Raw genomic sequence first — 24,415 nt, forward strand, 5'->3', positions numbered from 1 at the left:
GATGATTAACCTGAGGCCGGGCGTTATGCTATCCTCACTGCCTTTCCCAGATGACCAATCCCCTTGCGGAGGATGCATGGACCACCGTTTACTCGAAATCGTTGCCTGCCCGGTATGCAACGGCAAACTCTATTTCAATAAAGAAAACCAGGAGCTGGTGTGCAAAGCGGACGGGTTGGCTTACCCGCTGCGCGACGGCATCCCGGTGCTGTTGGAAAATGAAGCGCGTGCGCTGTCGCTGGACGAGAAGCACGCATGAGTTTTATCGCTATTATTCCCGCCCGCTACGCCTCAACCCGTTTGCCGGGCAAACCGCTGGCCGATATTCACGGTAAGCCGATGGTGGTGCACGTGATGGAGCGTGCCCGTGAGTCCGGCGCCAGCCGCGTCATCGTGGCGACCGATCACCTTGAGGTCGCCAAAGCGGTGGAAGCCGCCGGCGGCGAAGTGTGCATGACCAGCCCGGATCACCATTCCGGCACCGAGCGTCTGGCGGAAGTGATCGCGCACTACGGCTTTGCCGACGACCAGATCATCGTTAACGTGCAGGGCGACGAACCGCTGATCCCACCGGTGATCGTGCGTCAGGTCGCAGAGAATCTGGCGGGCAGCCAGGCCGGCATGGCGACGTTGGCAGTGCCGATCGAGAGCGCGGAAGAGGCTTTCAACCCCAACGCGGTGAAGGTCGTAATGGACGCACAGGGCTACGCACTCTATTTCTCACGCGCCACCATTCCGTGGGATCGCGAACGTTTCGCTGCGTCGAAAGAGAGCATCGGCGACAGCCTGCTGCGTCACATCGGCATCTATGCGTACCGTGCCGGTTTCGTGCGCCGCTACGTCAGCTGGGCGCCGAGCCAACTGGAACAGATCGAGCTGTTGGAACAGCTGCGCGTGCTGTGGTACGGTGAAAAAATCCACGTGGCGGTCGCGAAAGCGATCCCGAGCGTGGGGGTCGATACGCCGGAAGATCTCCAGCGCGTGCGCGACAGCATTCAACCCTGAGCCTGATTTCGTCGGCGCGGCGCGCAACGCGCCGACGATGTAATACCTCCCCTATTGATCCCCGTTTTGTTGATCTGCGTTGAAGAATTTTTCCGCTCACCGTTCGATGATGTTACGCATCCCCCATATTAGCCTGAGGTGAATGCCTTATGGAGCAGTTACGCGCAGAACTGAGCATTGTGCTGGGTGAGTCCATCAGCCGGCTGGAGCGGGTGAGCGAGCAGCCTTATGCGCATATGTATTCGCTGTACGATCGGCAGGGCAACGCCATCCCGCTGATGGCGAAAAGTTTTATCTGTCAGGGTATTGCCCAACAGGAGGCGTATAAGTTGTCGATGTTGGCGCGCGACGGGGATATTCGCCTGCCGACGGTGTACGGCGTAGTGTGCACCCACCAGGCGCCGTATACGGAAATCCTGCTGATCGAACGCCTGCGCGGCGTGTCGGCCGAAGCGCCGACGCGTTCGCCGGATCGCTGGAACATGTTGATGGAGCAGATCGTCGACGGGGTATTGGCCTGGCACCGCATCGACAGTCACGGCAGCGTCGGCAGCGTTGACAGCACGCAGGAGAACGACTGGTTTTGTTGGTATCAACAGCGGGTTGAAGTGCTGTGGGCGACGGTGGCCAATCTCACTACCCCGCAGCTGACCATGGCGGATCGGCGTTTGCTGTATCGCACGCGCGAAGCGCTGACTCATTTCTTCGTCGGCTTCGACGATCCCTGCGTCCTGGTGCACGGCAACCTGTCGCTGCGCAGTATGCTGAAAGATCCCAAAAGCGATCAACTGCTGGCGATGCTCAATCCCGGTGTGGTGCTGTGGGCGCCGCGCGAATACGATCTTTTCCGCCTTTGCGAGCCGGGCATGCCCAGCCAACTGCTGTTCAGCTATCTGCAGCGGGCGCCGGTCGCCGACGCTTTCCTTGCGCGGCGCTGGCTATACGTGGTGTGGGAAGCGGTAGGGCGTTTGATCCATACCGGCAAGCTGGAGCGGCGGCCGTTCGACTATGCGTCGCAACAGCTGCTGCCCTGGCTGGCCGGTTGAACGGGTTTTACTCGGCGCCGGCGCTATCCGCGCCTTTCAGCCACTGCCACAGGCTGCCCAGCGTTTCATACCAGGCACGTTCGGTATGGCCGAGGAACATCGACGACGGTGTGGCGCGATCCCAGATATTCAGCGGCGAGTCGATCGCCAACTGGTTGGCCGGTGCTGGGATCGGGTGCAGGCCTTTAGCCTTGAAGAAACGCATGGCACGCGGCAGATGGTTGGCGGAGGTCACCAGAATGAACGGTTGCTCGCCGACCAACTTGGCGACCTGAGCGGCTTCTTCCTCGGTATCGCGCGGTTCCCTCAAAATCACCATATCGCTGCGCGGCACGCCCAGGCTTTCGGCTACCAGCGCCGCCGTGGCGGCGTTGCTTTGCATGCGTCCGGCGGACGCGCCGGTAAACACCATCCTGGCGCCGGGATGCGCAAGGTAGAGCCGCACGCCTTCCGTCACGCGCGGCAGACTGTTGCCGAGCAGGTTCGAGCTAGGTGCCCAGTCGGGATTGTAGGTATAGCCCCCGCCCAACACCACGATGTAGCTGACCGGATCGTTGCCGTGATAAGTCTGGTATTCGGCTTCGATCGGCCGCAGCAGTCGGTCGGCCACCGGTTGCAGGCTGAAAAGCAGTAAAAACAGCCAGCTCAGCGTGAAAATCGTCTTACCGCTTTTTTGCCAACGGGTGAACCACAGCAGTAACAGCGCCAGCCCCATCAGCAGCATCAACAGCGGTAGCGGCATCAGCAGGGCGCCAAAGAACTTTTTCAGGTTGAACAGCATCGAAAATCAGATCCTTTTGGGTGAAAAAGCGGCATCCAGGCATAAACAGGCCGCAAGAAGATACATTCTAAGCCAGTCTGTGCCAAAATAGCAGGTTTGAATGGGCGTGCGCTTTGCCGCCGCAAGAATGAGATCAGCGGAGCCGTTGTCCATGCAGGATCGCAATTTTGACGATATTGCTGAAAAATTTGCGCGTAATATTTACGGCACCACGAAAGGAAAAATCCGCCAGGCGGTGGTTTGGCAGGATCTGACCGGGCTGCTGGCGCAGTTGCCGCAGCGGCCGCTGCGCATCCTTGACGCCGGGGGCGGGGAAGGCCATATGGCCTGCCAACTGGCAGAATTAGGACATCAGGTGTTGTTGTGCGATCTTTCTGGTGAGATGATCCAGCGCGCCGCGCAGCTGGCGGAGCAGAAAGGTGTGAGCCAGAACATGCAATTCGTACAAAGTTCTGCGCAGGATATCGCTCAACATTTGGAACAGCCGGTTGATCTGATATTGTTTCATGCAGTGCTTGAATGGATCGCAGAACCCGAAGCGGCACTGCAGGCATTGTGCGACTGTCTGACGCCGGGTGGCGCGCTGTCGCTGATGTTCTTCAACGCTAACGGTCTCTTGATGCGTAACGTGGTGTTGGGTAACTTCCAACTGGTGGATCCCGAAGTCAGACGGCGCCGCAAGCGTTCGCTGTCGCCACAATATCCGCACGATCCGCTATTGGTCTACGGCTGGCTGGAACAGCTGGGCATGCGCATCAGCGGCAAAACCGGCGTGCGGGTGTTTCACGACTACCTGCAGAGCAGACAGCTGCAAACACAAAAATTTGAAGAGTTACTGGCGCTTGAACAGCACTATTGCCGGCAGGAGCCGTACGTGAGTTTGGGGCGCTATATTCACGTCATGGCGCATAAACCAAACCTGAAGGACGAACTATGAGTGAATTTTCCCAGACAGTACCCGAACTGGTCGCCTGGGCACGGAAAAATGATTTCTCTATTTCGCTCCCTACGGAGCGTCTCGCATTTCTGCTCGCTATCGCCACCCTGAATGGCGAACGGCTGGACGGCGAGATGAGCGAAGGTGAGCTGGTTGATGCATTTCGCCATGTCAGCAAGGGTTTTGAACAGACGCATGAAACGGTGGCGATGCGCGCCAACAATGCGATCAACGACATGGTGCGCCAGCGCCTGTTGAACCGCTTTACCAGCGAACTGGCGGACGGCAACGCGATTTACCGCCTGACGCCGCTGGGTATCGGCATTACCGATTACTATATTCGCCAACGCGAATTCTCCACGCTGCGTCTGTCGATGCAGCTGTCGATCGTGGCGCAGGAACTCAAACGCGCCGCCGATGCCGCCGACGAGGGCGGCGACGATTTCCATTGGCATCGCAACGTGTTCGCGCCATTGAAATATTCGGTGGCGGAAATCTTCGACAGCATCGACATGACGCAACGTGTGATGGACGAGCAGCAGCAGAGCGTGAAAAACGACATCGCGGCGCTGCTGAGCAAAGACTGGCGGGCGGCGATCTCCAGCTGCGAAATGCTGCTGTCGGAAACCTCGGGCACCCTGCGCGAACTGCAGGATACGCTGGATGCGGCGGGCGACAAGCTGCAGGCCAATCTGCTGCGCATCCAGGACGCAACCCTCGGCAACGTGGAGCTCGGCTTCGTCGACAAGCTGGTGTTCGATCTGCAGAGCAAGCTGGATCGCATCATCAGCTGGGGTCAGCAGGCGATCGACCTGTGGATCGGTTACGATCGCCACGTACATAAATTTATCCGTACCGCTATCGATATGGATAAAAACCGCGTGTTCGCCCAACGCTTGCGCCAGTCGGTGCAAACCTATTTCGACCACCCGTGGGCGCTGACCCATGCCAATGCCGATCGTCTGCTGGACATGCGCGACGAAGAACTGGCGCTGCGCAGCGAGGAAGTGACCGGGGAACTGCCGCCGGATCTGGAGTTCGAAGAGTTCAGCGAAATTCGCGAACAGCTGGCGGCGATGATCGAAGAGGCGCTGAAGGTGTACCAGGAACAGCAGATGCCGCTCAATCTTGCAGCGGTGATGCGCGATTACCTGGCGCAATACCCGCGTGCGCGTCATTTCGACGTGGCACGTTTAGTGGTCGACCAGGCAGTGCGCCTCGGTGTGGCTGAAGCAGATTTCTCAGGGTTGCCGGCGGAATGGCAGGCAATCAATGATTACGGAGCCAAGGTCCAGGCCCATGTCATCGACAAATATTGAACAAGTAATGCCAGTCAAGCTGGCCAAAGCGTTGTCCAACTCGCTGTTCCCGGCGCTGGATAGCCAACTGCGCGCGGGTCGTCACATCGGTATCGATGAGTTGGACAACCACGCCTTTTTAATGGATTTCCAGGATGAGCTGGAAGAATTTTACAACCGTTACAGCGTCGAGCTGATTCGGGCGCCGGAAGGTTTCTTCTATTTGCGCCCGCGCTCCACCACGCTGATCCCGCGTTCGGTGCTGTCCGAGCTGGATATGATGGTCGGCAAGATCTTGTGCTACCTGTATCTCAGCCCCGAGCGCCTGGCGCACGAAGGCATTTTCAGCCATCAGGAGCTGTACGACGAGCTGCTGAGCCTGGCGGATGAGAACAAGCTGCTGAAGTTCGTCAACCAGCGCTCCACCGGTTCGGATCTCGATCGGCAGAAGCTGCACGAGAAGGTGCGCACCTCGCTGAACCGCCTGCGCCGCCTCGGCATGGTCTATTTCATGGGCAATGACAGCAGCAAGTTCCGCATTACCGAGGCGGTGTTCCGCTTCGGCGCCGACGTGCGCAGCGGCGACGATCCGCGTGAAGCGCAGCTGCGCATGATTCGCGACGGCGAGGCGATGCCGGTTGAAACCAGCCTGTCGCTGAACGATGAGAATGACGCTGAGGATCAGCAGGTTGATAACGCTCCTGACGGTGCAGAGGATGAACAGGAATGATTGAACGCGGTAAATTTCGCTCGCTGACGCTGGTTAACTGGAACGGTTTCTTCGCCCGTACCTTTGATCTGGATGAGCTGGTGACCACGCTGTCCGGCGGTAACGGGGCGGGGAAGTCCACCACCATGGCGGCCTTCGTCACCGCACTGATCCCCGACCTGACGCTGCTGCACTTCCGTAACACCACCGAAGCGGGCGCCACCAGCGGTTCGCGCGACAAAGGCTTGCACGGCAAGCTGCGTGCCGGCGTGTGTTACTCCACCCTCGACGTCGTCAACTCGCGCCACCAGCGCGTGGTGGTCGGTGTGCGCCTGCAGCAGGTGGCAGGGCGCGATCGTAAGGTCGACATCAAACCTTTCACCATCCAGGGCCTGCCGACCGCGGTACAGCCGACCGAACTGCTGACCCAGACCGTGGGCGATCGCCAGGCGCGCGTGCTGTCGCTGCAAGAGCTGAAAGAGCGCGTGGAAGAGATGGAGGGCGTGCAGTTCAAGCAGTTCAACTCCATCACCGATTACCACTCGCTGATGTTCGATCTGGGCGTGATCCCGAAACGCCTGCGTTCGTCCGCCGATCGCAGCAAATTCTACCGTCTGATTGAAGCGTCGCTGTACGGTGGTATCTCCAGCGCCATCACCCGCTCGCTGCGCGATTACCTGCTGCCGGAAAACAGCGGCGTGCGCAAGGCGTTCCAGGACATGGAAGCGGCGCTGCGCGAAAACCGCATGACGCTGGAAGCGATCCGCGTCACCCAGTCGGATCGCGACCTGTTCAAGCATTTGATCTCCGAGGCCACCTCCTATGTGGCGGCGGACTATATGCGCCACGCCAACGAACGCCGCATCCATCTGGACGGCGCGCTGGCGCTGCGCAGCGATCTGTTGGGCAGCCGCAAGCAGCTGGCCGCCGAACAGTATCGCCATGTGGAAATGGCGCGCGAGCTGAGCGAACAGAGCGGCGCCGAATCCGATCTGGAAACCGATTACCAGGCCGCCAGCGACCACCTGAATCTGGTGCAGACGGCGATGCGTCAGCAGGAGAAGATCGAACGCTATGAAGCCGATCTGGAAGAGCTGACCTACCGTCTGGAAGAGCAGAACGAAGTGGTGGCCGAGGCGAGCGAGCAGCAGGCCGAAAACGAGGCGCGCGCCGAAGCGGCCGAGCTGGAAGTGGACGAACTGAAGAGCCAGTTGGCCGACTACCAGCAGGCGCTCGACGTGCAGCAGACCCGCGCCATTCAGTACCAACAGGCGCTGCAGGCATTGGAGCGCGCGCGCGCGCTGTGCCAACTGCCGGACCTGACCGCCGACAACGCAGAACAGTGGCTGGACACCTTCCAGGCCCGCGAGCAGGAAGCGACCGAAGCGTTGCTGATGCTGGAACAGAAGCTGAGCGTGGCCGACGCCGCACACGGCCAGTTCGAACAGGCCTATCAGCTGGTGGGTAAAATTGCCGGCCAGGTCAGCCGCAGCGAAGCCTGGCAGTGCGCGCGCGAATTGCTGCGCGACTGGCCTTCGCAGCAACACCTCGCCGAGCGCGTTCAGCCGCTGCGTTTGCGCCTGAGCGAACTGGAACAGCGCCTGCGCTCGCAGCAGGACGCCGAACGCCTGCTGAACGAATTTTGCAAACGCCATGGCCAAGAGTACCAGCCGGACGATCTCGACATGCTGCAACAGGAGCTTGAAGAGCGCCTGGAAGCGCTGTCGCAGAACGTCAGCGAAGCCGGTGAACGCCGTATGGAGATGCGCCAGGAACAGGAGCAGATCCAGCAGCGCATCCGTGAGCTGACGGCGCGTGCCCCGGTGTGGCTGGCGGCGCAGGACGCCCTGGGCCAGCTCAGCGATCAGAGCGGAGAGCCGCTGGAAAACAGCCAGCAGGTGACCGAATACATGCAGCAGCTGCTGGAGCGCGAGCGGGAAACCACCGTCGAGCGCGACGAAGTGGCGGCCCGCAAACGTGAAGTGGAAGCGCAGATCGAACGTCTCAGCCAGCCGGGCGGCGCGGAAGATCAACGCCTGGTCACGCTGGCCGAACGTTTCGGCGGCGTGCTGCTGTCGGAAATTTACGATGATGTCACCATCGACGACGCGCCTTACTTCTCGGCGCTGTACGGCCCTTCGCGCCACGCCATCGTGGTGCCGGATCTGTCGCTGGTGCGCGAAATGCTGGAAGGGCTGGAAGATTGCCCGGAAGATCTTTACCTGATCGAAGGGGATCCGCAGTCGTTCGATGACAGCGTGTTCGCCGTCGAAGAGCAGGACAAAGCGGTGGTGGTGAAGATCGCCGATCGCCAGTGGCGTTATTCTCGTTATCCGGAAGTGCCGTTGTTCGGCCGCGCGGCGCGCGAAAACCGTCTGGAAGTGCTGCATGCCGAGCGTGAAACGCTGGCGGAGCGTTACGCCACGTTGTCGTTCGACGTGCAGAAAACCCAGCGTTCACACCAGGCCTTCAGCCGCTTTATCGGCACCCATCTGGCGGTGGCGTTCGACGCCGATCCGGAAGCGGAGATCCGCGGTTTGAGCGCCCGCCGTGGCGAAATCGAACGCGCGCTGAACAATCACGAAGCGCAGAACCAGCAGCAGCGTCAGCAGTACGATCAGGCCAAAGAGGGCATTTCCGCGCTCAACCGCCTGATGCCGCTGGTATCGTTGCTGAACGATGAAACGCTGCAGGATCGCGTCGACGAGATCCGCGAAGAGCTGGAAGAGGCGCAGGACGCCGCGCGTCATATTCAGCAGCACGGCGTGTCGCTGACCAAGCTGGAGCCGCTGCTGTCGGTGCTGCAGAGCGATCCGCAGCAGCATGAACAGCTGCAGCAGGACTACGCGCAGGCGCAAAGCGTGCAGCGCCAGGCCAAACAGCAGGCGTTCGCGCTGACGGAAGTGGTGCAGCGCCGCGCGCATTTCAGCTATACCGACTCCGCCGGCATGCAGAATGCCAACAACGATCTCAACGACAAGCTGCGTCAGCGCCTGGAGCAGGCGGAAGCCGAACGCGCCCGTGCCCGTGAACAGCTGCGTCAGTATCAAACCCAGTTCACCCAGTACAGCCAGGTGCTGGCCTCGCTGAAAAGTTCGTATGACGCCAAGCGCGACATGCTGAAAGAGCTGAGCCAGGAGCTGGTAGATATCGGCGTGCAGGCCGACGCCAACGCCGAAGCGCGTGCGCGCCAGCGCCGCGACGAGCTGCATACGGCGTTGAGCAACAACCGTGCTCGTCGCAATCAGTTGGAGAAACAGCTGACCTTCTGCGAAGCCGAAATGGATGGCCTGCAGAAGAAACTGCGCAAGCTGGAACGCGACTATCATCAGCTGCGCGAGCAGGTGGTGACCGCCAAGGCGGGCTGGTGCGCGGTGATGCGTCTGGTGAAAGACAATGGCGTGGAACGCCGCCTGCATCGCCGCGAGCTGGCGTATATGGATGGCGACGAGCTGCGTTCGATGTCGGATAAGGCGCTCGGTGCGCTGCGTCTGGCCGTGGCGGACAACGAACACCTGCGAGACGTGCTGCGCCTGTCGGAAGATCCGAAGCGGCCGGAGCGCAAGATTCAGTTCTATATCGCGGTGTACCAACACCTGCGCGAGCGTATCCGTCAGGACATCATTCGCACCGACGATCCGGTCGAGGCCATCGAGCAGATGGAGATCGAGCTGGGCCGTCTAACCGAAGAGCTGACCGCGCGCGAGCAGAAGCTGGCGATCAGTTCGAAAAGCGTGGCCAACATCATTCGCAAAACCATTCAGCGCGAACAGAACCGTATTCGCATGCTGAACCAGGGGCTGCAGGCCGTTTCCTTCGGCCAGGTGAAGAGCGTGCGCCTGAACGTCAATGTGCGAGAAGCGCACGCCACCCTGTTGGACGTGCTCTCTGAGCAACAGGAACAACATCAGGATCTGTTTAACAGTAACCGCCTGACCTTCTCCGAAGCGTTGGCCAAGCTTTACCAGCGCCTGAATCCGCAGATCGACATGGGGCAGCGCACGCCACAGACCATCGGCGAAGAGTTGCTGGACTACCGCAACTATCTGGAGATGGAAGTGGAAGTGTACCGTGGCTCCGACGGCTGGCTGCGTGCGGAAAGCGGCGCGTTGTCCACCGGTGAAGCCATCGGTACTGGGATGTCAATTCTGGTGATGGTGGTACAGAGCTGGGAAGAAGAGTCCCGCCGTCTGCGCGGCAAAGACATCTCGCCGTGTCGCCTGCTGTTCCTCGATGAAGCGGCGCGTCTGGATGCCAAGTCGATCGCCACGCTGTTCGAACTGTGCGACCGTTTGGAGATGCAGCTCATCATCGCGGCGCCGGAAAACATCAGTCCAGAGAAGGGCACCACCTATAAACTGGTGCGTAAGGTGTTCCAGAACCACGAGCATGTGCACGTGGTGGGGTTGCGCGGTTTTGCCGGCGAGCCGCCGGCGCTGGGCACTGCGTCGGTTGAAACGCAGTAAGGTAGAAAAACGCCCTAAAAATCCGAAAATAGCCGCCGTAGGGTGGCTATTTTTTTGTACGCGTGGATGATAGTCCTGCTTTTTTATCCGTTGAAAAGCGGTTAGTTTAATCAGATAAACAGTAATTCGACGCCCGCAGGGCGAAACGGCCTTTCTGTTTGTATACTGAAACTATATGCAGTTTTTGACGTTTTTTTGTGAGCATACAGGGGGCAAGGGATGTTGCTTAAAAAGGGAAACTCTCTACGACGTTTGGCGCTGAGTGGCGCTATCGCCTGTAGTCTTGTGTCGTCGTTTTCCGCATCGGCCACCGTAGCGGCGTTACCAGTGGCATCAGCAGGCATGTCCGTTGCGCAGAGCCGTTCTGAACTGCTGGCCGCGTTGCCGCGCGGCATGGATTTGCACTACCTGTCCACGCTGGCGCCGCTGTATGCGGCGAACCATATGCAGCCGATGTGGCAGGATCGCGAAGCCGTTCAGCAGTTTCAGCAGCAGCTGGCCGAGCTGGCGATGTCCGGCGTGCAGCCGCAGTTCACCCAGTGGGTGAAGATGTTGACCGATCCGGCGCTCAATGAAGTGGGCCGCGATGTGGTGTTGTCCGATGCGATGCTGGGCTATTTGCAGTTCGTGTCCGCGATCGGCGCCAACGGCAACAACTGGCTGTACAGCAATATTCCCTACAAGCTTGGCTTGCCGCCCACCGCAGTGATTAATCAGTGGCAGCTGGCGGTGCGCCAGGCGCGTACCCTGAGCTACGTGAATTCGCTCGCGCCGCAACATCCGCAATACGCCAAGATGCATCAGGCGCTGCGCGACTTGCTGGCGGACAATCGCCCTTGGCCCCAGGTGGGCAGTGGCCCGAGCCTGCGCCCAGGCCAAATGAGCAATGATATCCCGGCGCTGCGTGAGATCCTGACGCGCACCGGTATGCTGGCCACCTCGGCGCCGGAAGCGGAAGCGGAACCGGCGGTGGTCTCGGCGAAGAGCAATGAGCCCGACGACGGCGGGCTGACGGTAGACGAAGAGAAAAGCCGCGTGACGGTCAGCCCATCGGCGGCGCCGGTGACGGAGCTGACCGCGGAACAGACGCCGCCGCAGATCGGCAGCGTGGTGAGCGACAATCTCTATACCGACGAGCTGGCGGAGGGCGTCAAGCGCTTCCAGAAATGGCAGGGGCTGACGGCGGACGGCGTGATCGGCGTGCGCACTCGCGAGTGGCTCAACGTGTCACCGAAAACCCGTGCCGCGCTGTTGGCGTTGAATATCCAACGTCTGCGAATTTTACCGGGGCATGTCGGCACTGGCATTATGGTGAACATTCCCAATTACTCGCTGACCTACTATCAGAACGGCAACGAAGTGTTGTCCTCCCGCGTTATCGTCGGGCGGCCGAGCCGCAAGACGCCGCTGATGAGCAGCGCGTTGAACAACGTGGTGGTCAACCCGCCTTGGAACGTGCCGACCACGCTAGTGCGTGAGGATATCGTGCCGAAGGCGATGCGCGACGGTAACTATTTCCAGAAACACGGCTACACCGTGCTGTCGGGCTGGAGCAACGATGCAGAAGTGATCAACCCGTCTATGATCGACTGGAGCATGGTCTCTGCGCGTAACTTCCCGTATCGCGTCCGTCAGGCGCCGGGAGCGACCAACTCGCTGGGGCGTTTCAAGTTCAATATGCCGAGTTCGGACGCTATCTACCTGCATGATACTCCGAACCACAGCCTGTTCCAGAAAGACATCCGCGCGCTCAGCTCCGGCTGCGTGAGGGTGAATAAGGCGTCCGATTTGGCGAATATGCTGCTGCAGGACGCCGGCTGGAACAACAGCCGCGTGTCTTCCACGCTGAAAGAGGGGAATACCACTTATGTGAATATTCGCCAGCGTATTCCCGTAAAACTGTATTATCTGACCGCCTGGGTTTCGGATGACGGCCAACCGCAATTCCGTACAGATATTTACAATTATGATAATACGGTGCGATCGGGCGCACAAATTTTGGCTCAGGCCAAAAAATTAATGCAGTAAATGCAGTAATTATAAATAAATAACGGTCAGAATGTTTGGCTATACCGCAGGCCCCCGTAGCCGGGGGCCTGTAAACCTAGGCGTATCGCGGGTTGACTCAGCATACGCAGGCGGTTATGGTTCGGACAGTGCGCTGCTTTGTGCATTTATTTTGACATTCTTGCCGGGTTTAACAGAGTCATGGACAAAATTGATCATCACCGCCGTAAATGGCTGGCGCTAGGTGGCGCTGCTATGGGCATAGCGCTGCTTCCAGGGCAGGCGTTTGCCAGTCTTTCCACCGCTCGACCGCGTATTTTAGTGCTGAATAACCTGAATACCGGTGAATCTATTAAAGCCGAGTTCTTTGACGGCAAAGGTTACAATAAAGAAGAGTTGGTGCGGTTAAATCATCTGTTCCGCGATTATCGCGCCAACAAGGTTAAATCGATCGATCCCCGCTTGTTTGATCACCTTTATCGTCTGCAGGGGCTGCTGGGCACCAGCAAGCCGGTGCAGCTGATCTCCGGATACCGTTCCGTAGATACCAACAACGAATTGCGCGCACACAGCCGCGGCGTGGCCAAGCACAGCTACCACACCAAGGGCCAGGCGATGGATTTCCATATCGAAGGTATCCAATTGAGTAATATCCGTAAAGCGGCGTTAAAAATGCGCGCCGGTGGTGTAGGATATTACCCACGTAGCAACTTCGTACACATCGATACCGGCCCGGTTCGGACCTGGTAACCGCTGTGCCGTCAGTGAATAACGCCGCCCCTTGCGGAAGCGGCGTTATTGTCGTTGGAGCCTTATGAAATACCATCTTATTCCCGTTACCGCTTTTAGCCAGAACTGCAGCCTGATTTGGTGTGAAAACACGCAGCAAGCGGCGTTGGTCGATCCTGGCGGTGAAGCGGAAAAAATCAAAGCGGAAGTCGCGCAGCAGGGGGTGATGATCACTCAGATCTTGCTGACCCACGGCCATTTGGATCATGTTGGTGCGGCGGCGGAGCTGGCGGACCATTATCAGGTGCCGATTTACGGCCCGGATAAAGAAGACGCTTTTTGGCTGGATGGTTTGCCGGCGCAGAGCCGGATGTTCGGGCTGGAAGAGTGTGCGCCGCTGACGCCGACTCGCTGGCTGTCAGAAGGTGATGACATGCAGGTGGGCGAAATGACGCTCAAGGTGCTGCACTGCCCCGGGCATACGCCGGGCCACATCGTCTTTATCAATGAGCAAGCGCGTTTGGCGCTGGTGGGCGACGTGCTGTTTAACGGTGGCGTAGGGCGCAGCGACTTCCCGCGTGGAGACCATCAGGCGCTGATCGCCTCTATTCGCACCAAGCTGCTGCCATTGGGCGACGATATGCGCTTTATTCCTGGCCACGGCCCGATGTCGACCTTTGGCCACGAGCGCCAGACCAACCCGTTCCTGCGCGAAGAGCCGGCAGTGTGGTAGCGATTATTTCCCGGCAGAAATAATCAAGGGCGCATAGAGCGCCCTTTTTTTATGATTTATGACCTGTGTCGATGCATTTAGAGCACGGCGACGATGGCTTCACACAGCGGTGCCATGTTGTCCGGCGTCATGCCGGCCACGTTCACCCGGCCTGAGTTCACGGCGTAGACGCCAAACTCTTCGCGCAGACGCAGCACCTGTTCTTTGGTCAGACCGCTGAAGGAGAACATGCCATTCTGCTGGATGATGAAGCTGAAGTCCTGTTGGGCGCCTTTTTCCTGCAGGGTGTTCACGAACAGCTGACGCATGCGGTGAATGCGCTGGCGCATGTCGGTCAGCTCCTGCTCCCACATCGCGCGCAGCGCATCGTTACCCAAAATGGTGGCGACAACGGCGGCGCCGTGTGACGGCGGGTTGGAGTAGTTGGCGCGAATAGCCGCTTTTACCTGGCTGAAGGCGCGATCGGCGGTTTCGGCATCGGCAGCTACAATGGTGCAAGCGCCGACGCGCTCATTGTACAGACCGAAGTTTTTTGAGTAGGAGCTGGCGACAATCAGCTCTTGATGTTTGGCGGCGAAAATACGCAGGCCCTGCGCATCCTCTTCCAGACCTTTGGCGAAGCCCTGGTAGGCGAAGTCGAACAGAGGCAGCCAGCCATTGGCCACGGAAAGCTCAGCCAGCTGTGCCCACTGTTCCGCCGTTGGATCGATACCGGTCGGGTTATGGCAGCAGCCGTGAAACAGCACCACATCACCGGCCTGGGCCTGTTTCAGGCTGTTCAGCAGGCCGTCGAAATCCAATGCGTGGTTGGCGGCGTCGTAGTAGGCATACTCCAGGACTTCCAGGCCCACGGCGCTAAAGACGTTCTTGTGGTTCGGCCAGCTTGGGTTGCTGATCCAGATGCGCTTGGCGCTGGTCTGGTTGGCGATAAAGTCTGCCGCCACGCGCAGGCCACCGGTGCCGCCTGGCGTCTGTGCGGTGCGCGCGCGACGATCGGCGACGATCGGGCTCTCTTTACCGAACAACAGCACTTGCGTGCAGCTGGCAAACGCCGGGATGCCTTCAATGCCGAGATAGTTTTTGGTGGTCTCATTTTCCAGCAGATACTGTTCAGCTTTCTTTACGCTGGTTAACACCGGGGTTTTACCGGTTTCGTCTTTATAAACGCCAATCCCTAAATTGATTTTATTCGGGCGGGCGTCGGCGCGGAAAATGTCGGTCAGGCCCAGGATCGGGTCGGCGGGTGCGGCGGTGATTTTTTCAAACATGTCAGGTGCTTCCAAATCTCGGAGTTAAGCAGACAGAAGCATCAGGGTAGCGCCAGTTATCGGCTTTGCCAACCGTTTGCGATAAAAACACCGCGATCTTGTGAACGGGAAGGATTCGACAGAAAAAATGATGGGGAAGGGGAAATCTGCAGGATAAAACGTTACCGGAAGACACAAATAAAAACAGGGCCGAAGCCCTGTTTTTTTAACTTAGCCGACGGTAAACCGCCGTTAAGCGAGACAACTTAGAACTGGTACACCAGACCAACAGCTACGATATCGTCGGTAGCGGTGCCGGTTGCTTTGGTGAACTCGTTGTCATCCAGCAGGTTGATTTTGTAATCAACGTAGGTGGACATGTTTTTGTTGAAGTAGTAAGTGGTACCAACAGAAACATATTTAACCAGATCCTGGTCAGAACCTACGCCTGGGACGTTCAGGTTTTTACCTTTAGACTGCAGGTAAGACACTTCTGGACGCAGACCGAAGTCGAACTGGTACTGAGCAGTCACTTCGAAGTTCTGAGTTTTGCTCGCGAAGCCACCGCACTTGTCATCGGTAGCTGCACAGCCTGGACCGAAGTTACCGCCGCCGAACGGGGTCATGTTACGGGTTTCTGCGTACATCGCCGCCAGATAAACGTTGTTGGCGTCGTATTTCGCACCCACGGTCCATGCATCAGCCTTGTCGCCACGCTCGTTGGAACGCAGTTTCTGATCGTCGGTACGGTTGGAGGAAGCGTATGCAGCGCCGAAGCTTACGCCTTCGCCGATGTCATAAGTAGAGGAGATACCCCAGCCGTCGCCGTTTTGTTTCTTGACGTTACGACCGTCGTTCTGGTTTTTGCCCTGGTATTGCAGAGCGAAGTTCAGACCGTCAACCAGACCGAAGAAGTTGTTGTTACGATAGGTCGCAACGCCGTTGGTACGGCCGGTCATGAAGTTGTCGGTGTAGGTGTAGGTATCGCCACCGAACTCTGGCAGCATATCGGTCCAGCCTTCCACGTCGTACAGTACGCCGTAGTTACGGCCGTAGTCGAAGGAGCCGTAGTCAGCGAATTTCAGACCGGCGAAGCCCAGACGGGTTTTGGTGCCTTCGGTGCCCTGAGATTCGGAGTGGTTAGCCTGGACGTTGTATTCCCACTGGCCGTAACCGGTCAGCTGGTCAGTAATCTGAGTTTCACCTTTGAAGCCGAAACGAACATAGGTCTGATCGCCGTCATCACCTTTGTTGTCGGAGAAGTAGTGCAGACCGTCAACTTTGCCGTACAGATCCAGCTTGTTGCCGTCTTTGTTGTAGATTTCAGCTGCGTTTGCTGCACCAGCAGCCAACAGAGCCGGGATAACCACTGCAAGAATGTTGCGCTTCATCATTATTACCCTCATTGGTGTTATTCGGACACCTTTGCCACTGCCGCCAATAATTCTTTGGGAACTATTGTTGATAGATTGGTGTCGTCCTGTGTCTGAACGCAGTGTTCCATTCACAGGCGGGTTAATCTAGGACGAAAATGATACCAATGTCCCAATCAGGTTGCAAAAGGAAAGTATGTGTAACCAAATGTAATTTTTCGGGAACTTTGTGACGTGCGTCAATATTAAAAAATGCGAAAGGCCAGCGAGGCTGGCCTTTGTTTTGTAACGAAATCGTTTAAAAAACGAGTGATCGTATAAATTAGAAGCTTGCGTTACGTGGCGTGCGTGGGAATGGAATCACATCGCGCACGTTTTGCACGCCGGTGACATAGGCGATTAAACGTTCAAAGCCCAGGCCGAAACCGGAATGCGGCACGGTGCCGTAGCGGCGCAGATCGCGATACCACCAGTAGTCTTCTTTATTCAGACCCATCTCTTCCAGACGCTGATCGAGCACGTCGAGGCGTTCTTCACGCTGCGAGCCGCCGATGATTTCGCCGATGCCCGGTGCCAGCACGTCCATGGCCGCAACGGTTTTGCCGTCTTCGTTCATGCGCATATAGAACGCTTTGATGTCTTTCGGGTAGTTTTTCACCACCACCGGCGCTTGGAAGTGTTTCTCCGCCAGGTAACGTTCATGTTCGGAAGAGAGATCGATACCCCAGGAAACCGGGTTTTCGAAGGTTTGGCCCGAGGCCAGCAGGATCTCAATGGCGTCGGTGTAGTCCACCTGGGCGAAATCGGAAGAAACGAAACGCTCCAGACGAGCGATAGCGTCTTTATCCACGCGCTCGGCGAAGAATTTCAGATCGTCGGCGCGTTCATCCAGCACCGCCTGGAACACATACTTCAGCATGCTTTCGGCCAGGCCGGCAACGTCGTCCAGCGTCGCGAAGGCCACTTCCGGCTCGATCATCCAGAATTCCGCCAGGTGGCGGCTGGTGTTGGAGTTTTCGGCGCGGAAGGTTGGGCCGAAGGTGTAAACCTTCGACAGCGCGCAAGCGTAGGTTTCGCCGTTCAGCTGGCCGGAAACGGTAAGGAAGGCTTCCTTACCGAAGAAGTCTTCGCTGAAGTCGACGGCGCCCTTGTCGGTGCGCGGCAGGTTTTCCAGGTCCAGCGTGGACACGCGGAACATCTCGCCGGCGCCTTCGGTATCGGAGGCGGTGATCAGCGGGGTGGACACCCAGAAATAGCCATTTTCATGGAAGAAGCGGTGAATCGCCTGCGCCAGCGTATGACGCACGCGCGCCACGGCGCCGATCAGGTTGGTACGCGGGCGCAGGTGAGCCACTTCGCGCAGGTATTCGATGCTGTGACGTTTGGCCGCCATCGGGTAAGTGTCCGGATCGTCGACCCAGCCGACCACTTTGATCGCGGTAGCCTGCAGTTCGAAGCTCTGGCCTTCGCCCGGTGAAGCGACGACTTTGCCGGTGACTTCAACCGAACAACCGGTAGTCAGATGCAGCACTTCATCCTGATAATTCGGCAGAGAATTATTAACGACGGCCTGTAACGGATCAAAGCAGGAACCGTCATAGACGGCCAGGAAGGAGATACCAGCTTTTGAATCTCTCCGGGTACGTACCCAGCCGCGTACGGTGACTTCACTGTCAACCGCAGCACGACCTTGCAGTACGTCGACTACAGGCACTACGCTCATAGATTTCTCTCTTTAATAATTTGGTTTAGAAATAGCTTACAACCCAAGAATATGGGGGTAATGGCTATGTTACTTGCCGCGGTGCAGAGCACAAGCAGAAATCATCGGATTGGCGCAACATTTATTGCGGCTGACTGAAAAGAGGGCGGTCGGGATAAAAACAAAAAAGCCGGCGCGTGAACCAGGCCGGCTTTCTTTCTATATAGAGGCGGTTCAGCTGGCTTTCTTCACCAGCGGCAGATCGAAGGCTTTGCGCAGGGCCCTGACGAAAGCCTGGTCCTGGCAGATGGTCTTGCCGGGGCTGTCGGAGAGTTTAGCCACCGGCTTGCCTTTGCATTCGACCAGCTTGATCACGATATTCAATGGCTTAACGCCCGGAATATCGCAGGTCAGGCGCGTGCCTATACCGAAGCTGAGATTGATGCGCTGATAGAAGTGGCGATAGAGCGCCAGCGCTTTTTCCAGATCCAGGTTGTCCGAGAACACCAGCGTTTTGCTCATCGGATCGATGCCCAGTTTTTCGTAGTGGGCAATGGCTTTTTCACCCCACTCGACGGGATCGCCCGAATCGTGGCGCAGACCCTGATAACGCTCGGCGAACTGCGGGCCGAAGTCGCGCAGGAAGGCATCCATGGTAATGCAGTCGGTGAGCGCGATGCCGAGCTGATCCGGGTATTCATCCAGCCAGGCCTGCAATGCGGCGCGCTGGCTGTTGGCCAGCACCGGGCTTATCTGCTGATGCGCCTGGAACCATTCATGCGCCTGCGTGCCGACCGGCGCCAGGCCGAGCTGATGAGCCAGATCGTAATTGCTGGTGCCCGACAGGTACGGGAATTCGGCCTGCAAGGTGCTGACGATGGCCTGCTGCACGCCCTGAGAGAAACGGCGACGGGTACCGAAGTCCATCAGCTTGAAGCGCGAAAGGTCGAGATCGCCCGCCAGCGCCTTGAACTGCGCCAGCTTGGTTTGCAGATGCGCCACCGCCTGTTCCGGCGTCGCCAGCGGCGAGCGCCGGCGGTGCACCACTTCACTGATCACCGCCAGCAACGGCACTTCCCACATGATCACTTCACGCCAGGGGCCGGCGATGCGGATGTGCAGTTTTCCGTCGCGGTTGTCGATGGTGACCTGCTGCGGATCGTAGCGGAACGTGCGCAGCCAGTTCAGGTAATCCTGACGGAAGAAGGGCAGACCCGAAAGATAAGCGAATTCGGCGTCGGTCAGCGCCAGCCGGCTCATCAGCGCCACCTGCGCGCGGATCTCGTCGGCATATTCGCCCAACAGTTCGTCGCCGCGGCAGCGGAATTCCGCCGCCACGCTGATCGCGGGATAGCGATGGAACACTGCTTGCTGCATATGAAGCTTATAAGCATCGGTATCAAGCAGTGATGTCAAAATCGGGGAAGCGTATTGAGTCATAGCGCGTTACAGCATCCTCGTCAGGCGCGTGTCCAAATCCGGATAATCATAAAAGTGGGGGTGGAGTATACCCGGATTATCCTGTTATTGAAGCTGCATCACACCATAAATCACCAAAGCGGGTCGAGGATTAAACGTGCCTTTATGACGGCCTGGCGGCGACGGGGAGAAAAAAAAGCCAGATATGCCTGTAAGGTGAATGACTTACCCTAATTAGTCATAAAAATTATAATGTTAATTATTTTAAACAGCGAATCAGATAAAGCCGGCTTCGGTATGCACGCTGACCCGATCCTTGCCGCTCTTTTTGCAAAAATAGAGCGCTTCGTCCGCCTGTTTGATCGCCGCCTGCAGTGCGGTGAACGCGTTGACCGGCGCGATGCCGCAGCTGGTGGTGAAATGCACTTGCCGTCCGTCGGCCAGGTGTAGCGTCAGGCGATGAGTGCGGGCGCGCAATTGCTCCATGATGTCCCGCGCGTTGTCCAACGAACAGTTACCCAGCAGCACCGCAAACTCTTCGCCGCCGTAGCGGCAGAAAATGTCGCTGGCACGGAACGCGCGTTGCAGCAGGTGTCCGAATGCCACCAGCGCCCGGTCGCCCACGTCGTGGCCGTAGCTGTCGTTGAGCTGTTTGAAGTTGTCGATATCGATCAGGCAAAAGGCCTGCGGGTAGCTGCCGTCGCCCAGCAGCTGAGATTCAAGGAAGAATTTACGACGGTTGTAGATATTGGTGAGCGGATCGAGGAAGGAAGAGGCCTCGAGCTCTTTAATCAGCAGTTGTTTCTCGCTCTCCAGCGAGACCTTGTCCAACTGGTATTGCCTGAGCTGCTGAATGGCGTCGCTGATGGCGATCAGTTCCTGGCTGTAGAAGGCGTCGTTGCGATCGATATTCATCTCACCGCGCGACAGCCGTACGATATTGTTGTGGGTCTTGGTCAGCCAACGGTTGATGCTGGTGCAGAACACCAGCGCCGGCAAAATGAACAGCAATACCACCAGGCCGGCAAGTGCGATCATGCCGTAAATGGTCGTCTGGCTGTCATAAATCTTGTGGCGCGAGGCGAGGGTTTCCAATTCGAAGCTGCGCTGATACAGCGCCTGCGAAAGCCCGCTCACATCGTCGACATAGCGCGAGATAAGCGCTGTGGGATAGGGCTTGTGGGTATCGATAGCGGTGTACAGCCCATCGGTAATCTGTTGAAGGCGTTCAGCGGACACCTGGGCGAGCAACGCATTGACGATGTCGGTGATTTGTCCATCGTCGTAGTTGATCTTCATGAAGATCAATCGGGTGCTCAGGGCGTTCAGCACGCCGGTCAGTTGAATGGACTTCAGATAGGCGTCTTTGCGAACCAGCGGGCTTACATTGACGTCGATAATCTGATCGCTCAATTCCGTCAGTGACATATTCAGCCGGTTATTGAGACGGATGGCCTCGAGAAACATAAAGGAGTCGGTATCCACCATCCGGGTATCGTAGGTATAACGGTAATAGCTCTTGCTGGTTTGCGAGATGTAATAGGCGCTGTTGATGTTGAACAGATTAGCGTTGGTGTTATTGATCTGCGAAAGCTGCAGGTTGTCATTATCCAGCAACTGTTCCATCAGGCCGATCATCGACAGCGCGGCAATTTTTTGCCGAACCCCGAGCTGTCTGGCGACCTCATCGTCCAGATGTTCGCGGATCCGGGTGATTCTCTCGCGCGCCACCCGATCGGCGGACAAACATTGCGCGCGGGTGATCTGAGGATCGATCAGGCTCAATCGTTTGAGACGGTGAGCCTGCAGCGCCGCCTGGAAGGCTTCGGAGATTTCTTTGGCGCGATCAATTTTGTACAGGTTGAGTTGGTTGTCGCGGTAATCGGTATGGGCTTCAAGCAGCTCATCGACGATGAACAGAGAGAAGGAGGTCATCAGGCACAGGGTAAAAAAATAGATTGCGTATTTGATTTTCATAGTGCGAGTCATCCCTGGGCCTGATGCCGCAATTATACCACCATGCCGCCTGAGCCGCCTCAACTATGCCGGCGCCCCCCGATGGTGGTTTTTTAGCATTAAATGCTGATTTTTATTTGGCCATTGGTCACCCGCGCTGCCGCCAGACGGACGATTTATGATTTGCCTCTGATTTCTCTATCGTGGTCGCCCGGCGGCTCTGGGCTTTTCGGCCAGCTGTGATACAGTTTATTCACAATTCAGGCCCGCCGCGCGCTGCCGGGAAACACACCGGCTGCGGTACGAAGGGGAAGAGCGGCCTGGCACCTATAACTCACTGAGATGTTTAAGGGTTTTTATGACACAACAGCCACAGGCAAAATACCGCCACGACTATCGCGCGCCCGATTACACCACGACCGATATCGATTTGGACTTCAGTCTGGACGCGGAAACCACGCGCGTGACCGCCGTCAGTAAAATCAAACGTCAGGGCACGGCCGGTGCACCGCTGGTGCTGGATGGTGAAGATCTGACGCTGGTGAGCATTCAGGTCGACGGCCAACCGTGGAGCGCCTACCGTCAGCAGGATAACCAGCTGATCATCGATGAGTTGCCGGCACAATTCACTCTTACCATCGTCAACGACATTCACCCGGCGAAAAACACCGCGCTGGAAGGGCTGTACCTGTCCGGCGATGCGCTGTGCACGCAATGCGAAGCCGAAGGCTTCCACCACATTACCTATTACCAGGATCGCCCGGACGTGCTGGCGCGCTTTACCACTCGCATCGTGGCCGACAAGGCGCGCTATCCGTTCCTGCTGTCAAACGGCAACCGCATTGGCCAGGGTGAATTGGCCGATGGCCGCCACTGGGTGCAATGGCAGGATCCGTTCCCGAAACCTTGCTACCTGTTCGCGCTGGTGGCGGGGGACTTCGACGTGCTGCGCGACAGCTTCACCACCCGTTCAGGCCGTAAGGTCGCACTGGAGCTGTTCGTCGATCGCGGCAATCTGGATCGCGCCGACTGGGCGATGACGTCGCTGAAGAACTCGATGAAGTGGGACGAGACCCGTTTCGGTCTGGAATACGATCTCGACATTTATATGATCGTGGCGGTCGATTTCTTCAATATGGGCGCGATGGAGAACAAAGGGTTAAATATCTTTAACTCCAAATATGTGCTGGCGAAGGCGGAAACCGCCACCGACAAGGATTACCTGAACATCGAAGCGGTGATTGGCCACGAATACTTCCACAACTGGACCGGTAACCGTGTGACCTGCCGAGACTGGTTCCAGCTCAGCCTGAAAGAGGGGCTGACGGTGTTCCGCGATCAGGAGTTCAGTTCCGATCTGGGATCGCGCTCGGTCAACCGCATCGATAACGTGCGCGTAATGCGCGGCGCGCAGTTCGCCGAAGACGCCAGCCCGATGGCGCACGCCATCCGCCCGGACAAAGTGATCGAGATGAACAACTTCTACACCCTGACGGTGTATGAAAAAGGTTCTGAAGTGATCCGCATGATGCACACCCTGCTGGGGGAAGCGAACTTCCAGAAAGGGATGCAGCTCTATTTCGAACGCCACGACGGCAGCGCCGCTACCTGCGATGACTTCGTGCAGGCGATGGAGGACGCGTCCAACGTGGATCTGTCGCGCTTCCGCCGTTGGTATAGCCAGTCCGGCACGCCGCTGTTGACGGTGCGCGACGAGTACGATGCGGAAACCCAGCAATATCGCCTGCATGTCAGTCAGAAAACCGCGCCGACCGCCGATCAGCCGGAGAAATTGCCGCTGCATATCCCGCTGGATATCGAACTGTACGACAGTGAAGGCAACGTCATTCCCTTACAAAAGGGGGGGCTGCCGGTCAACAATGTGCTGAACGTCACCGAAGCGGAGCAGACTTTCGTGTTCGACGGCGTGGCGCACAAGCCGGTGCCCTCGCTGCTGCGCGAGTTCTCCGCGCCGGTGAAACTGGACTATCCGTACAGCGATCAGCAACTGACCTTCCTGATGCAGCACGCACGCAATGAATTTGCGCGTTGGGATGCGGCACAGAGCCTGCTGGCGACCTACATCAAACTGAACGTGGCGCGGCACCAGCAGAAGCAGCCACTGTCGCTGCCGCTGCACGTGGCCGATGCGTTCCGCGCGGTGCTGCTGGACGAAAAACTGGATCCGGCGCTGGCGGCGCAGATCCTGACCTTGCCGTCGGAGAACGAAATCGCCGAGCTGTTCGCCACTATCGATCCAGAAGCGATCGCCGCGGTGCACGAAGCGATCGTACGCTGCCTGGCGCGGGAGTTGGCCGATGAGTGGCTGGCGGTGTATCACGCCAACAAGACCGACGGCTACCGCGTGGAGCACGCCGAGATCGCCAAGCGCGCCTTGCGCAATGTATGCCTGGGCTATCTGGCGTTCGGCGAAGATGTGGTGCTGGCGGACCAGCTGGTGAGCGAACAGTATCGCCAGGCGGACAACATGACCGACTCGCTGGCGGCGCTGTCTGCTGCGGTCGCGGCCCAGCTGCCGTGCCGCGATGCGCTGCTGGCGGCGTTCGACGAGCGCTGGCATCAGGATGGCCTGGTGATGGACAAATGGTTCGTGCTGCAGGGCAGCAGCCCATCGGCAGACGTGTTGAGCAAGGTGCGCGCGCTGCTGCAACACCGCTCGTTCAGCCTGAGCAACCCGAACCGCACCCGCTCGTTGATTGGCGGCTTCGCTTCCGGCAACCCGGCGGCGTTCCATGCCGCGGACGGCAGCGGCTATCAGTTCCTGGCGGAGATCCTCAGCGATCTCAACCAGCGCAACCCGCAGATCGCCGCGCGCCTGATTGAACCGCTGATTCGCCTGAAGCGTTACGACGCGGGTCGCCAGGCGCTGATGCGCAAGGCGCTGGAACAGTTGAAAGGGTTGGAAAACCTGTCCGGCGATCTGTACGAGAAGATCAGTAAGGCGCTCGACGCCTGATCTTTTCACGCTGATATAGATAAGGGACGG

General features: G+C 58.1%; 17 protein-coding genes. 11 read left to right on the forward strand and 6 right to left on the reverse strand.

Annotation, left to right across the window (positions count from 1 at the left end; genetic code table 11):
- The first annotated feature begins 76 nt into the window (after window positions 1-76).
- The 3 genes from ACJ8J5_RS10050 to ACJ8J5_RS10060 all read left to right on the forward strand — a co-directional run bounded on the left by ACJ8J5_RS10050 (window position 77) and on the right by ACJ8J5_RS10060 (window position 2,051).
- Window positions 77-259 (forward strand): Trm112 family protein, encoded by a 183-nt coding sequence (locus tag ACJ8J5_RS10050; protein WP_004928237.1) that lies wholly within the window; start codon window positions 77-79, stop codon window positions 257-259.
- Entirely contained in the window at window positions 256-1,005 is a 750-nt protein-coding gene (gene kdsB / locus ACJ8J5_RS10055) for a 3-deoxy-manno-octulosonate cytidylyltransferase (protein WP_025302283.1), read from the forward strand. Before ACJ8J5_RS10050 ends, kdsB begins: the two co-directional genes overlap by 4 nt.
- Before the next feature lie 149 nt (window positions 1,006-1,154).
- Window positions 1,155-2,051: a YcbJ family phosphotransferase gene (locus tag ACJ8J5_RS10060; RefSeq protein WP_197815249.1), complete on the forward strand. Its 897-nt coding sequence runs from the start codon at window positions 1,155-1,157 to the stop codon at window positions 2,049-2,051.
- 7 nt (window positions 2,052-2,058) lie between these two features.
- Here the strand turns inward: ACJ8J5_RS10060 and elyC are convergent, their stop codons facing one another.
- A complete protein-coding gene (gene elyC / locus ACJ8J5_RS10065) occupies window positions 2,059-2,832 on the reverse strand; it encodes an envelope biogenesis factor ElyC (protein ID WP_089180742.1) in 774 nt (257 codons plus the stop codon).
- Between the two features lie 151 nt (window positions 2,833-2,983).
- Between elyC and cmoM the strand changes: the two genes are divergently transcribed.
- From cmoM to ACJ8J5_RS10100, 7 genes are all read left to right on the forward strand, one after another.
- Window positions 2,984-3,769, forward strand: a complete 786-nt coding sequence (cmoM, locus tag ACJ8J5_RS10070; RefSeq protein WP_025302286.1) for a tRNA uridine 5-oxyacetic acid(34) methyltransferase CmoM — start codon at window positions 2,984-2,986, stop codon at window positions 3,767-3,769.
- Entirely contained in the window at window positions 3,766-5,088 is a 1,323-nt protein-coding gene (gene mukF, locus ACJ8J5_RS10075; protein ID WP_004928228.1) for a chromosome partition protein MukF, read from the forward strand. Before cmoM ends, mukF begins: the two co-directional genes overlap by 4 nt.
- Entirely contained in the window at window positions 5,069-5,797 is a 729-nt protein-coding gene (gene mukE / locus ACJ8J5_RS10080; RefSeq protein ID WP_004928226.1) for a chromosome partition protein MukE, read from the forward strand. Before mukF ends, mukE begins: the two co-directional genes overlap by 20 nt.
- Window positions 5,794-10,242, forward strand: a complete 4,449-nt coding sequence (gene mukB, locus ACJ8J5_RS10085) for a chromosome partition protein MukB (protein ID WP_197835898.1) — start codon at window positions 5,794-5,796, stop codon at window positions 10,240-10,242. Before mukE ends, mukB begins: the two co-directional genes overlap by 4 nt.
- 219 nt (window positions 10,243-10,461) lie before the next feature.
- Window positions 10,462-12,270, forward strand: a complete 1,809-nt coding sequence (gene ldtD, locus ACJ8J5_RS10090) for a L,D-transpeptidase (protein ID WP_025302288.1) — start codon at window positions 10,462-10,464, stop codon at window positions 12,268-12,270.
- Window positions 12,271-12,450: 180 nt separating this feature from the next.
- The gene (locus ACJ8J5_RS10095) at window positions 12,451-12,999 is read left to right on the forward strand and encodes a YcbK family protein (RefSeq protein WP_025302289.1); all 549 of its coding nucleotides are present in this window, start codon (window positions 12,451-12,453) and stop codon (window positions 12,997-12,999) included.
- A 64-nt stretch (window positions 13,000-13,063) separates the two neighbouring features.
- On the forward strand, window positions 13,064-13,711 hold the full coding sequence (locus tag ACJ8J5_RS10100; protein WP_414104598.1) for an MBL fold metallo-hydrolase: 648 nt from the start codon (window positions 13,064-13,066) through the stop codon (window positions 13,709-13,711).
- Window positions 13,712-13,788: 77 nt separating this feature from the next.
- Here ACJ8J5_RS10100 and ACJ8J5_RS10105 read toward each other — a convergent pair whose 3' ends face one another.
- From ACJ8J5_RS10105 to ACJ8J5_RS10125, 5 genes are all read right to left on the reverse strand, one after another.
- Entirely contained in the window at window positions 13,789-14,979 is a 1,191-nt protein-coding gene (locus tag ACJ8J5_RS10105; protein ID WP_049204255.1) for an amino acid aminotransferase, read from the reverse strand.
- A 245-nt stretch (window positions 14,980-15,224) separates the two neighbouring features.
- Window positions 15,225-16,352, reverse strand: a complete 1,128-nt coding sequence (gene ompC, locus ACJ8J5_RS10110; protein ID WP_281041561.1) for a porin OmpC — start codon at window positions 16,350-16,352, stop codon at window positions 15,225-15,227.
- Window positions 16,353-16,653: 301 nt separating this feature from the next.
- Window positions 16,654-18,054, reverse strand: a complete 1,401-nt coding sequence (asnS, locus tag ACJ8J5_RS10115) for an asparagine--tRNA ligase (protein ID WP_004928205.1) — start codon at window positions 18,052-18,054, stop codon at window positions 16,654-16,656.
- 213 nt (window positions 18,055-18,267) lie between these two features.
- A complete protein-coding gene (pncB, locus tag ACJ8J5_RS10120; RefSeq protein WP_025302293.1) occupies window positions 18,268-19,473 on the reverse strand; it encodes a nicotinate phosphoribosyltransferase in 1,206 nt (401 codons plus the stop codon).
- Window positions 19,474-19,728: 255 nt separating this feature from the next.
- Window positions 19,729-21,429 (reverse strand): GGDEF domain-containing protein, encoded by a 1,701-nt coding sequence (locus ACJ8J5_RS10125; RefSeq protein WP_414104599.1) that lies wholly within the window; start codon window positions 21,427-21,429, stop codon window positions 19,729-19,731.
- Window positions 21,430-21,766: 337 nt separating this feature from the next.
- Between ACJ8J5_RS10125 and pepN the strand changes: the two genes are divergently transcribed.
- Window positions 21,767-24,385 carry an aminopeptidase N gene (pepN, locus tag ACJ8J5_RS10130; protein WP_173889783.1) on the forward strand — a complete coding sequence of 873 codons (2,619 nt, stop codon included), beginning with the start codon at window positions 21,767-21,769 and terminating at the stop codon, window positions 24,383-24,385.
- Window positions 24,386-24,415 lie beyond the last annotated feature (30 nt).

The organism is Serratia sp. CY43202 (assembly GCF_052168755.1).
Lineage (GTDB): Bacteria > Pseudomonadota > Gammaproteobacteria > Enterobacterales > Enterobacteriaceae > Serratia > Serratia bockelmannii.